General features: G+C 33.8%; 9 protein-coding genes. 2 read left to right on the forward strand and 7 right to left on the reverse strand.

What is annotated here, in order from left to right:
• Positions 1–278: 278 nt before the first annotated feature.
• The 3 genes from CN946_RS12545 to CN946_RS12555 all read right to left on the reverse strand — a co-directional run bounded on the left by CN946_RS12545 (position 279) and on the right by CN946_RS12555 (position 6312).
• On the reverse strand, positions 279–896 hold the full coding sequence (locus CN946_RS12545) for a DUF6944 family repetitive protein (protein WP_098861415.1): 618 nt from the start codon (positions 894–896) through the stop codon (positions 279–281).
• Between the two features lie 203 nt (positions 897–1099).
• Entirely contained in the window at positions 1100–5389 is a 4290-nt protein-coding gene (locus tag CN946_RS12550; RefSeq protein ID WP_098861416.1) for a S8 family serine peptidase, read from the reverse strand.
• A 299-nt stretch (positions 5390–5688) separates the two neighbouring features.
• Positions 5689–6312 carry a HEAT repeat domain-containing protein gene (locus CN946_RS12555; RefSeq protein ID WP_098861417.1) on the reverse strand — a complete coding sequence of 208 codons (624 nt, stop codon included), beginning with the start codon at positions 6310–6312 and terminating at the stop codon, positions 5689–5691.
• Positions 6313–6498: 186 nt separating this feature from the next.
• Here CN946_RS12555 and CN946_RS12560 point away from each other — a divergent pair, with 186 nt between their 5' ends.
• Together CN946_RS12560 and CN946_RS12565 are read left to right on the forward strand one after the other, a co-directional pair.
• Positions 6499–6705: a hypothetical protein gene (locus CN946_RS12560; protein ID WP_098861418.1), complete on the forward strand. Its 207-nt coding sequence runs from the start codon at positions 6499–6501 to the stop codon at positions 6703–6705.
• A gap of 168 nt (positions 6706–6873) precedes the next feature.
• The gene (locus CN946_RS12565; RefSeq protein ID WP_098861460.1) at positions 6874–8529 is read left to right on the forward strand and encodes a ribonuclease J; all 1656 of its coding nucleotides are present in this window, start codon (positions 6874–6876) and stop codon (positions 8527–8529) included.
• A 41-nt stretch (positions 8530–8570) separates the two neighbouring features.
• Here the strand turns inward: CN946_RS12565 and ligD (CN946_RS12570) are convergent, their stop codons facing one another.
• From ligD (CN946_RS12570) to CN946_RS12585, 4 genes are all read right to left on the reverse strand, one after another.
• On the reverse strand, positions 8571–9815 hold the full coding sequence (ligD, locus tag CN946_RS12570) for a non-homologous end-joining DNA ligase (protein WP_098861419.1): 1245 nt from the start codon (positions 9813–9815) through the stop codon (positions 8571–8573).
• A 12-nt stretch (positions 9816–9827) separates the two neighbouring features.
• Positions 9828–10772 carry a non-homologous end-joining DNA ligase gene (gene ligD / locus CN946_RS12575; RefSeq protein WP_176547312.1) on the reverse strand — a complete coding sequence of 315 codons (945 nt, stop codon included), beginning with the start codon at positions 10770–10772 and terminating at the stop codon, positions 9828–9830.
• 13 nt (positions 10773–10785) lie between these two features.
• Entirely contained in the window at positions 10786–11622 is an 837-nt protein-coding gene (gene ku / locus CN946_RS12580; protein WP_098861420.1) for a non-homologous end joining protein Ku, read from the reverse strand.
• 366 nt (positions 11623–11988) lie between these two features.
• Complete coding sequence (locus CN946_RS12585; protein ID WP_141546908.1) at positions 11989–13224, reverse strand: MFS transporter; 1236 nt, start codon at positions 13222–13224, stop codon at positions 11989–11991.
• Between the last annotated feature and the right edge of the window lie 144 nt (positions 13225–13368).

The raw sequence follows: 13368 nt of genomic DNA on the forward strand, positions 1-13368 counted from the left end.
TTCAGGATGTATAAAAAGATACGGGGTCAAAAAGTTTTTTTATTTAATGTATGTAATTTAAATAAAAACTCTTCTAAATTTATCCTTTGTTTTCTACTTTAATGCATTTTAACATAATTATTAAAAAATCTAACAACACAAAAAAGCGTGAACCATTTATCCCCGCTTCTGTTTGTATTTAACGTACACATTAGAGGTTAATAATTTTTAAATTTAAACGATGAATCCTTAGAAAATAGGGGGCTTCTAGTAATTAAAAACGTAAGTCCTTTTTCCAGTTAATTAGCCTGAGTACCTTCTTTAACTGCTCCAATCACTGAAATAACAGAGCCAATTGCTTGGATCCAGCTACCTGTTGCTACCAACGATTCTGATTCGGATGGTTCATTACTTTTTTTTATATAGTCCTCGTAATAGCCAACCTCTTTTTGCTTATTCACATCTTCTCTAATTTCAAAAAATGCCTCTGACCACCCAATTGCCTGTAAAGTGTTTCCTATAATTTGTGTTATGCCTCCAACAATGGTTTCGGATTGACCAGGGAATGGAGTGGTATCAATTGTTTCTCCAGTGTTAACTCCTAACCCTAACGCTTGTAACAAGTTACCAGCAATGAATAATTTATAGGAGGCTTCTTTCCCGATGTCAAAAACTAGGCCAGTTATAACGGTCAAATTTCCACTTGCTGTTATTTCTTTTCCGACTGCTCTAAGAACAGAACCCTTTGCCTCAGCATCAATCGCATTTCCTTCAGCCTGTAAAACGTTACCGATCAGTGTTAAATCATCTCGAACACTACTATTTAAATAGTTGGACGGAGTAGAACCGACTGCAGCTACTATTGTTCCAATTGATACGATCACAGAACCTACTATCGCTTTAGATTCGCTTCCCATTTTAACCACCAACCTGCTAAAGAAACCTTTATCGTAGTATTATGAAATAAAATCAGATTATGTGCCTAATTATTTAAACTAAGTTTCTTCATAAAAAAAGCTACACACTTAATTGATTTAAACCTATTCCCTTCCACAGGGAATAAAAAAATCGGTAACGATACTAGATCGTCACCGACTAAGGATAAAAAACTTATATTCTATTACTCTAATCCAAGATCCTTTAAAACATCATCTAAAGTTTCACCTTTAAATTTCTTGACTGCCTTTGGTGCATTGTCATTCCATGGATTTTGCATAAAGTAATTATTAATTACATACTGCATATCTTGCTCATCAACTACACCATCATAGTTGATATCTGCGACACGCTTATTTGTGCCCCAATATGTTTGGATGTATAGAGCATCTTTCACGTCGATTACATTATTTTTATCTACATCTCCACCAGGGATATAATCATAATCAACTGGTTTAGATCCCGCTGTTACCTTACCGTCTTCTTTTAAGCCAACTGTAAAATCTTTCTTGAATGTGAAATGTCCTGGAACGTCAATTGATAATGAAAATGGCTTATCTGTGATCGGTAATCTAGTCGTAAAGCCATTTGGAGCACTTGAGCTATATCCTAGAGGATCAGATACTCCGTATTCTTTTCCATTGGAATCTTTTACACTAATTTTTGTTCCGGCTTTGTTAAAGTCAATCTTTTTCGCAACAATTACTCCTGCAGTACCAATTCCTGTAACTAATCCTTCTGGCTGAACTGAACTCCTCATTAGGGAATAAGTAGGAGTAATATAGAAATAAGGTTGGATACCCTGCGTTGTTACCTTACTATCATCCACATTCGTATAAATAGCACTAAAGAAAGTAGATGACCCAGTTGGATCTTCAAATGTCATTGGACCTTTGTAGTATTGGTCTTTTGCTTTAAACGTCAAGTCTACTAAAGAAGTATCTCCAGTAATTCCTGTAGTCGCAAGGTCACCAAGTGCTGTTGCTGTGATCGTCATTTTATTGTAAGTACTGTTAAAAGAAGTAGTTGTATATTGAACATCTAGTTTTCCACTATATGTTCCATGCGGCTTAACACTCACAGTATCTAAGAACTGGACTGGATATAAGAATGAGTATTCAGCTTTTTTCACTTTAGTTCCTACATTTTTTGATGAGAACGTTACTGTTGTTGTATCTCCCATGTTGATTCTCTGTTTATCAGAAACTGCTGTAGAATAAGCAGTGCCTTTTTTCACAAAATAAACGTCTCTAAAACTTCCATAATTTTCAACAGTTGATTTATTTCTGTCATAGAAATCATAATGTGTAATTGGCAATGTGTTTGGACCGGCTGTAGCCAATGGAATTGTGGAATTAAAGTTCCCATTTTGGTCTACAGGAATGTTAATTTCACTTGAATTATTTGGATTATAATAGTACATTTTATTTTCGCCTTGTGAAGCAGTAATTCCTGCAGCTTGCATTTCAGCTATGTCTTTATCAAATGCCGCACCTGATACTGAAACAGATTTATCAGTTGGATTAGCTGTTTCAACGATTTGGCCAGCTTCATAGTTCATCGTAACCGTTGGCTCTTTCTCTCCATAATAAACAGGTGCATCACTAGTGAAGGTTTCACCATTATCATTTGTACCTACTAATCTAATTTTCCATAATCCTGGGTCGACTTCCTTATAATCAAATGTAATTGGATTATCCGGATTTCCAGTTAATGGATAATACTGGCCATTATTCAATACACCTTGGAAATAATAGTCAATATTTTCATCCGCACCCATTCCATCAGCTGAACCAAGGTAACCGATCTCTTCGTTTGTTTTTGGATCTACTAGGAAGAAATCAAAGTTACGCATATGAGAGTTTAGCTTAAAGTTTACTCCAATTGACCATCTTGTCGCATTACTACCTGCTTCATATGGTAGGGTAAATGCTTCTGGAGCTCCTTTAACATAATCAATGCCTTCTTTTACTGTATGAATAGCAAATGGAATTTTATATGTTTCATCAGAATTCTTTTGATTCGTGTATACTACATAGCCTTCATATGTTCCAAGTTTAGCAGTTTTAGGAACATTAATTGTAGCATCCATATTCGCACTGCTGTATCGTTTCACTTTAACCGTTGATTTAACGTCTAATGTAACGCCGTTAGCTGCAGCATCTTGGTCTGCTCTAGAGTCATTTGTAAATCTTCCATCCAATGTTTGGAATTGGACTTTTACATCAAACGTTTTATCTTCAGAACTTTTATTAAATAAAGTCATTGAACGTTGATCTGCTAAATCCTTTCCGTCAGCAGACTGTTCACCAAAACTTAATGCTCCAGTAATATTTTTAATTGTTTTAATACCTTTACTTGCAAGCGTAATTGTACTATCTGAATTATTAGCGTTACTACCTAACGTTTTAGTCTTGTCTTTTACTTGAATCTCCATTTGTGCATGAACAGCTTTGTATGGATTAACAAGGCCTGCACCAACTTCATATACACTATATTTATCATTTAAAGGATCAGCTGTATTCATAAGTGATGCCTTAATATCTGCTGGCGTCATATCTGGGTGAGCTTGTTTTAACAATGCTGCAACTCCAGAAACGTTAGGTGTAGCCATCGACGTACCAGATAAGCGCTCATAAGCATTTTGATAATCTGTTAATGCATTCCCATTATCGTCCTTATGCATATATGCAGGTACAGTTGAGAATACGGAAACACCTGGCGAAGTTACTTCTGGTTTAATATCATATAATACACGTGAAGGACCACGGGAACTAAAATCCGCTAATTTATTACCTGTTGTTACGGTTTGGCTCATATTACCAAATGTAAAGTCAATAGATTTTCCTTGATTTGCTCCACTTAGAGGTAATTGAGTGTAAATAGCATTACCTTGTTTGTTGCTTAATAAGAATGTTGGAATATAACCATATGTGTTACCTAAAAATACATCTTGTAAAGTATCTCCAGGTGTATTTAATAAAACGACAGCTTTTGCTCCATGAGATTTAGCTGTACGGACGATATCTGCGATGGCTAGGTTACCACGTTGCGCAAGTACAATTTTACCTTTTACATCTATTGGTTCGTATACATCGTTTGAAATTCGTTTTGAATAAGCAGTTTCTGCACCAGATCCTACGTTGACCATTTGCAATGTTTGTCCTTGGAAATCAGCTATATTATCGGAATTTCCTTGTCCTGCTAACTTTAGATCAGAAGGTGAATCACCTGTTGCTAGATGTGCTGTTGCTGTATATTTTGGAATCGTAACAGACGTATCACTCGCTCCTACTGTAATTGCCAAAGGAGCATTTCCTGGCGACCCTAGTGTATACATTTTATTTCCAGAATTTCCTGCTGCAACGACGGCTGTTACCCCTGAAAGTACGGCATTATTAACTGCAATTGCCGTAGGATATAATGGATCATTGTAGTTTGCTCCAAGTGACATACTAATAATATCCATTCCGTCTGAGACTGCTTTGTCAATTCCGGCTAAAATTGCTGAAGTTTGCCCAGATCCATATCGACCTAAAACACGATAAGCATAAATGTCAGCATCTGGTGCAACACCCGTAACCGCATAGTCCGCATTATTTTTACCTTGTCCCGCAATAATTCCGGCTACATGTGTTCCATGCTCAGTATAGAAAGCTTCACCGTTAGCAGTTTCAGGCATTCCAGAGTTCTTCCAATCAGCATATGTTGTTTCCATTGGATCATTATCATTATCAACGAAATCGTATCCACCTTTAAATGCACCTTTTAAATCCGGGTGATTGTAATCGATTCCCGTATCAAGAATACCAATTTTTACACCTTTTCCTGTATAACCTTCTTGATGAAGTTTTTCAACTCCAGGGAATGTTACCATATTATGAGTTGGACCTTGTTGCCCAGATTCTTGTACTTTAGTAGTTGGATCATCCAACTGAACTTGTAAATCACTCCATACTGCTTGAACAGCATTCGATTTAAGTAAAGATTTTACTTTATTAGCAGGGAGTGTCATTGAAACCCCATTAAATGCTTTTTTGTAAGAACGTTTAATTTTAAATGGGTTTTTCTTTTCTTTTAACTCTTTACTAAAAATCGTTTTTAAATCTTGATCAAACGTTTCGTGTGAAGCGTCTACTTTTGCTTGTGCATCTGATTCAGAAAGATTTGAACCTGCTGTCTCAGCTACCATTACCGCTGTTTGTGCAGGCTTGTCCTTAAATTCAACAATAACTGATGTTTGTGCATCACTTGTTAAATCTAAATCAGGAGCTACTTGAAGTCCTTCTTTGTCACTAACTTTTAATTGTTTAATTGCCTCACGTTGAGCTGGTGTAAGAGCTGATAAAACTTGCTCCACTTTTGAAACTGGTTGTGCATGAACATTGTGTGTAATAGACATCGGATTAAATACGCTAGCTACAAGACCTGTTGTAAGTGCCACTGTTGTAACATTTTTTTTGATTTTTTTCATCTTTCCCCCATCTTCCTCTCTCTCTTGATAGTCTCATTATATTGAGATTTGACATAATTTTAGATTTCATAAATTTCATCAAATAACATTTTTTTTATAATTCGAACATTTCCAACAAAAAAGGACAAGAAAGCAGAATGAATATCTGCAATCCTATCCTTTTTTATAACAAATGAACTTTACATCATAATTGTCACTGGCTTTTAATTTTAATTTTTTAAAAAAACAAACGTTTTTTTGATCGGTTCAACTTCAACACAAATATTAATCATTTGTGGCAATATCGTTTTTTTGTTTTGTTAACTAATCTTTCTAATAACCTTTTCAACTCGTTTTCTTTTAGACTCTTTTTCAATTTCATCCAACCTAGAAGTTAATGTTTCAATAAATAAATTTTTATTTTCTTCATTAATAATAGACATCGTTCTTTCCGCATACATCGGGAGTTGGTTTGTTGGGCTTTTAACTAATTGATTAATAAGCAAATTAAATGACTCTTCAGCATATGTCTTAATGGAACATAATTTTATAAGGATATTTACAACTTGATCTTTTGTAATAACTGAACCATTGTCACCTGCAACAATGATTTTTTTGATATTTGAAAATATTATTTCAGAAACGTCACTAGTAATACTGTTTAAAGCAGTCATTGCTCCCCATTGAAGTCTATTATTTCTACTTTCTAAAAGTGATAAAAATTCATTAGTATAATCGGATATTAAAGATGGGCTGCGATCACCGATTTCATATAAAACTTTTATGCAATCATTCTGGATGTTTTTATTTTTGTTAGTAAGATTTTCGATCAGTTCTTTCACGGCACTTTCATCATTTTGATCCGCAACTTCAATCGCTAATTCGATGTTAGGCTCTTCATCTTTACGGTTTAAAGAACTTGCTAATTTCTTGATTACTGTCATTCATAATTCCACCTTTTTAGTTGAACTATCTCTTTAAACATTATGTTAATCAGTATGTACATTGCCAAAAGCAAGTACACTTCCTACGAAATATTTTAATTCCTATCACTTTTTAATTAAATTCAATTCTATCCTAAATACATAATTTCCCTTGAAGAAACCATCCTATTGTCAGGAGGTGGTTTTATGTCTGAACCATTACAACCAGGGAGTAAAAAACTTCCTGATTTTAATGAATTATATGATCGGATTATTGCCGAGCATGGTACAACAGGACCAACATTGGTGATTAAAACGAATTTAGATCCAAAAGATTCTACTGAAGATAATCCTTACTATCGAAACGAAACGCATACACCTAAAAAACCATTTAAAAATTATTTCGAGGAGTAATACAAAAATGAGCGCGGTCTATAACCGGCTCATTTTTGTATCCAAACCGTAGTTGAATGATTTTAACTCTTCGGTACATACTAAGAAATATATGGCAATTTCTTCAAGGAAAATGTTTATACTTTTCAATGTACTAGGAGGAATAGGATTTTGAGTCCAACAAAAAGTATGCTATCAGTCTTTGCCTTAGGTGGAATTAATGAAATTGGAAAAAATATGTATGCTATTCAATACTTAAAAGAAATTATTCTAATAGACTGTGGTTCGAAGTTTCCGGACGAGAGTTTATTAGGCGTTGACTTGATCATTCCAGATATTACTTATCTAAAAGAAAATCAAGAAAAGATTAAAGGTCTATTTGTTACGCACGGTCATGAGGACCATATTGGTGGAATCCCGTATCTTTTGAAACAATTGAATATTCCAGTCTATGCAACGAGATTAACGCTTGGATTAATTGAGCTTAAATTAAAAGAGCATGGACTATTAGGAGAAACTGAACTAATTTTAATAGATTCTGATTCGGTGATTAAATTTGAACATTTTTCGATTTCATTTTTCAAGACAAATCATAGTATACCTGATTGTTTAGGAATCGTATTTGAAACACCTGAAGGCACTGTTGTGCATACAGGGGATTTTAAATTTGATTTAACTCCTGTTAATAATCAGTATCCAGATATTCATAAAATGGCTGAGATAGGTAGTAAAGGTGTTTTATTACTATTATCTGAGAGTACGAACGCTGAACGGCCAGGTTCAACACCATCGGAACGGATTGTTGGAGAGCATATAGTAGATGCTTTTATGAAGGCAAAACAAAGAGTCATTATTTCCACATTTGCTTCTAATGTACATCGCGTGCAACAAATAGTTGATGCATCAATTATCACAAATCGGAAGTTAGCTCTACTAGGTAGAAGCATGGTGAATGTTGTTCAAGTTGCGATGGAGCAAGGATACTTATCAATCCCTGAAGGTATGTTGATTGATAAAGATGAAATTAATAATTTGGCACCAGAAGCAATTACAATTTTATGTACAGGTAGTCAAGGTGAACCCCTTGCAGCACTTGCTCGACTAGCTAGCTCAAGCTTTAGAGGCGTTGACATTTATCCTGGTGATACTGTGATTTTAGCTGCTTCACCAATTCCTGGTAATGAGCGCGGCGTTTCTCGAATTATCGATAATTTTTACAATCTCGGAGCAAATGTCATTTATGGTTCAGGAAGCTCGACCGGAATGCATGTTTCTGGTCATGCTTATCAAGAAGAGCTTAAACTCATGCTTACATTAATGAAGCCAAAATATTTTATTCCGATTCATGGTGAGTACAGAATGCTTCACCATCACCGCTCACTTGCTGAATCTGTTGGTGTCAAACGAAATAATATTTTTATTATTAAAAACGGTGATGTTGTCGATATTCTTCAATCAGAAGCAATACAAAGCCGTAGAATTCCAGCAGGAAATATTTACGTAGATGGAATGGGAATTGGTGATGTCGGAAACATTGTATTAAGAGATCGTAAACAACTCGCAGAAGATGGAATGCTAGTAATCGTCATTACCATTAGTAAATTGGAAAGAAAGATTATCTCTGGTCCTGATACCATTTCAAGAGGATTTGTCTATGCCCGTGATTCTGAACATTTACTGAAGGAAGTAAATCAAATCGTCACATCATCTGTAAACGAATTACTTGATGAAAACAAACTCCAATGGGGAGTTATGAAGCAAAATATTAAAAGGTCACTTGGACAATTTTTATTTACGAAAACAAAGAGAAAACCAATGATTTTACCAATAATCATTGAAATATAGAAATAAAAAAACTCCCTATTCAATTTATAATTAGGGAGTTTTTACTTTGAATCGTTTTCTTTTATTTTTGAAATTAAGCCAATTAAAGAATTGTTTTCTTGATCAAAATAATCATTCATTGGACAAGAACTATTTTCTAACCGCTTTAGTACAAACGGGATTGTAAAAGTTTCGATTTTTAATTCATCATTTACCTCATCCCAAAATAGAGGCGTTGCAACAGTTGGTTTTTCTTTTCCCCTTGTTGAGTATGGGGAAATAATGGTTTTTCCTTTTGCATGCTGTACATAATCAATATAAAGACGATTCCCTCGATTTTTTTTAAATCTTTCAATCGTAAAATCATCTGGAAATTTTTCAATTAAATAATGTGCAATAAAAGATGTAAATACTCTTGTTGCATCATAGGTAAGAGAATTTTCTTTAATCGGAATATGAATTTGAATTCCTTTACTTCCAGATACCTTTGGGTAGCTTTTTATTTGAAAAGAATCAAAGATTAATTTCATTTCCAATGCGGCTTTTATTGCTAAAGGAAATGCATCTGTATTAGGTGGATCTAAATCGAATACGATTTCAACCGGGTTATTGGCTTTATATGTTTGAAAAGGTATATGGTATTCGATTGCTAATTGATTTCCTAACCAAAGCAATGTTGATACATCATTACAGATAATAAAATTATTCCCTTCATGTGCTTCGGTTTTAATAAAACTCGGAGCATAATCAGGACGGTTTTTTTGAAAAAAAGATTCACCGTCTATTCCATTAGGAAAACGAATCGTTGTTAATAAACGATTTTTTAGAAACGGAAGCATATAAGTGGATATTTGAGCTAAATACGAAACAAAGCTCTCCTTATTTATAAATGGATCCTTCCATATTATTTTTTCAGGACTGGTAAGCGTTAATTCTTCCTCCAAATTAAGATTACCTAATAGTAAACCATCCAAAGTACATTCATTCCATGCATGCTTTAATTGAAAGGATATAAATTTTGCATTTGTTAATTGGTTGTTTTCTATACTTTGAAACTCAAGTTCAATACAGATTCCAGGCTCGACAAATTTTATATTACCTTTTTTGCTTTTTTTATTTGATTCGATTGCTTTAATCAATATACCCTTCTCTTCCTCGCTAAGTCCATTTGAGAAGGATCCCATTTGCAAAATATCATTTTCTTTTTTAAGTCCTACTAAAAAGGTTTCCTCTATTATGTTGAAACCTAAAATAAAGAAAATGCCTGAATAAATTTTATTACGTTTTTGAATAAAGTAATGATTCATATCTTACTTCCTCTAATCTGTAAGAGTACATTCTTTAGGATCTTTTTCGATAAAAGCTTGGATACTTGGTTGCCTTAATGAATGACCTTCAGTCCATTCAATGAATTGGACTTTTACAGTTAACAATGGCTGAATCCATTGAATTTCCTTTATTCTTTTTGGTTGGCTATTGAATGGATTATTTTCTATTTTTATCGTATTAATGACTGTAGTAAGGTCTCTCCATTCTGATTTCGTTAATTTCCCTGTTCCAACATGCCCTATAAACACGAGTTGATTATTTTCGTTATAAAGCCCTACTAAAATAGAATTAACAATTCCAGAACGATACGTTACCCCACCGATTACAGCAATAACATCCTTATAATTTTTTACTTTTTGCCAAGCATTGTGCTTTCCATTGATCAAGTATTTACTATTTAAATTTTTACATACGATACCTTCTAAATTATGTTGTTTCGCAACTTCAAATAAGGCAACTCCATCAGTATTATTTGGAACTAACTGAATTTGCTTATTAGGTTGGATTGCTTCTAATAATAAATTTTGTCTCTCTTGGAGAGATAATTGCGTAATCCATTCTCCATTGTAAAAAAGAATATCAAAAATCATATAGTAAATAGGTACAGCTTCTATAGCGGAATCAACTCGATCCATGCGTCTAATTCCATCCCTTCGCATTACCTCATGAAACGATGGATTGCCCTTTTGATCGAGAGCGATGACCTCCCCGTCTAAAATGATTGATTGAGCATTCGAATAGGCTTTTATATTTGTTAGCTCTGGAAAAATATTTGTACGATCATTTAATTTCCGGTTAAATAATTTAACTTCTTTCCCATCAAAATAGGTTAGGATTCTAACACCATCCCATTTAATTTGCGAAATCCACTCAGGACCATTTGGTACAATATCTGAAGAAATAGGCTCAAAAGGAAAAATTGGATTCAGCTCCATTACAACCTCCTATTTAACTTGTTGCTTTTTTAGGCGCTCTTGTTTTAGGCTTTTTCGGAGGTGTTGCTTGTCCTTTTGTTCGATCAATACTTGCTTGTAATGCAGACATTAAATCAACAACATTTTTTTGTTCTGCCGGTTTCTCCTGCCCTATCGCGATATAATCATTTTTATTAACTTTTTCCGAAATTAATTGCTCTAAAGCTGTACGGTATGTATCGGTATAGTTTTCTGGATTAAACGTTGTCGTTAATTGTTCAACTAGCATCATACCAGCCTGTAATTCACGCTCCGCTAATCCAGCCTTTTCAGGAACACCTCCTGGCAGATTTTCAATTGCTCTAATCTCATCTGGAAAATGTAATGTTTCAAGAATAATCGAATTTTTATATGGGCGAATAGCAGCTAACCGCTGTTTGCTACGAATTGTAATTTTTGCAAGACCGATTTTCTTACTTTTCTTCAATATTTCCGAAAGTAAAGCATATGCCTTTGTTCCACCAGAATCCGGACCAATATAATATGTTCGATCAAAATAAACTGGATCAATTTCTGCTAGTTTGACAAAATCAATGATTGATACAGTTTTTAGTTCAAATTCTTCTTTTAATTTATTCATTTCCTCTTCTGTTATTTCCACAACTCTACCATTTGGAGTTTCAAATACTTTAATAATTTCTTCGGGAGTAACTTCATCGTCACAACTAGCAACCTTTTTATAAGAGATCGGTGTTTTACAATCTTTATGATATTGACGAAACTTTATATCCTTATCCTCAACTGCTGAAAACAACTTTACTGGAATTGTAACTAATCCCATACTGACTGTACCTTTCCAAACTGTATGCATATCTTCACTACCTTTTATATTTTTATGATTAGCTTTTGTTAAATGAATGGGTTTAATTCAATTTGCTTTTTTAGTTATATCCATCAGAATAAAATATAGTGTTGTTTGGTTTGCAAGTAATAATAGGTAAAATTAAAACTCCATACTATTGTAAGGAGTTTTTTTAAATTTAATTATTTAAATCATTCGGCATATCAGGAAATTGTAGAACAGGAATACCTTTGGTGGTTCAGTTCGTTTATATCTCCACTATTTCTACTTGATATTTTACCTTTAAATATTTCTCCCAAGAGTGTCACTTCAAGATCCAGGTTTGCCTAGCTTTTCTTTTGATTAATTCTTATAATTCCTCTATTTAGATTTGTTTTAATTGGATTTAGCGGTTTCTGTATCTTGGCTAGGCTTAATATATTTGATGGACAAAATTAGTCCAAGCACTGCTAAAATGATGGAAAAATACATCATATAATTATCTGGCTTATTCATCAAATAAGCAAAAACAGGTGGTCCCGCAGCTACCCCCACAAATCGTAAAGAACTATAAAGAGAAGTAATAGTCCCTCTTTGTTCCTTCTCAATCCCTTCTGTTATTAATGCATCTAAGCTTGGTAACGACATTCCGATCCCAATCCCACTAATCAATAAGCCCGTGATAATCATATAAATATCTTTGTTAATAATCGGCATAACAAAGGCAATACTTATTAAGATAAATCCGATAACAATGCATTTTTTCATTGCACCTTTTTGATTTCCAATTTTTTTACCTGTCTTATAAGAAGTGTAGGATAAAGCAGCGAGTGGGATTGCTAGCACACAACCTTTCCATATTCCAATTATGTGATAACGCTTTTCTAATATTTTTGATAAATAAAAAAGCATACCAAATAAAATGAACATGATAATGGCACCTAATATAAATATAGTATAAAGCCATTTGCCATTATTTCGAAATATTTTTCGAATTGATCTGATAAACATGTTAAACTTTTTCTTTCTTTTATCTTTTCTTTTTGCCCTCATAGGTTGTTTTGGAGGTTTTACAAAAATTAAAATTAAAATAATTGATAGTAAGCAAAGAAACGGTATTGATAAAAATGGTAAATACCAAACAACCGCTGCTAATACTGAACCAAGTATGGGACTTAGTACTTTTCCAAAGGTATTCGATGTCTCAACTAAGCCTAATCCTTTACTAACTTCATTTTCATCCTTAAACATATCTCCCACACACGGAATAACAACAGGCATTGCTCCAGCAGAACCAATCCCCTGAATAATTCTGCCAACAATTAACCACGCGTAAGGATTTTCTAATTTCCAACAAACGAAGCCGGCTAATTCTCCTCCAATTCCCGCAATAATTAAACTTGGAATGATTACTTTTTTTCTTCCAAATAAATCCGACAAATAACCAGCTATAGGGATAAGAATGATTGCAAAAACTGAATAAACAGTAATAATCATTGAAACTTTAAGGCCAGATATATTTAATTGTTGTTCTAATTTTGGAAGTACGGGAATCAACATTGAATTACCTAAAGTCATTACAAGAGGTACTGTAGATAGCGCCCATAAACTCCGCTTTTGTTTTTTATCCATATTACCTCCGCGTTTTGTGTAACTAAAAACAATCACAATCCTTATATTTCCCAAGTATCATTTTTGGTTGAATTGTAATTTTTACTAATTACGATTTGACAAGTAAAATTGGGGCAAAATGAAAAATATACCATTTCGAAAGGA

Source organism: Bacillus sp. AFS053548, assembly GCF_002575105.1.
Classification (GTDB): Bacteria; Bacillota; Bacilli; order Bacillales; family Bacillaceae_G; genus Gottfriedia.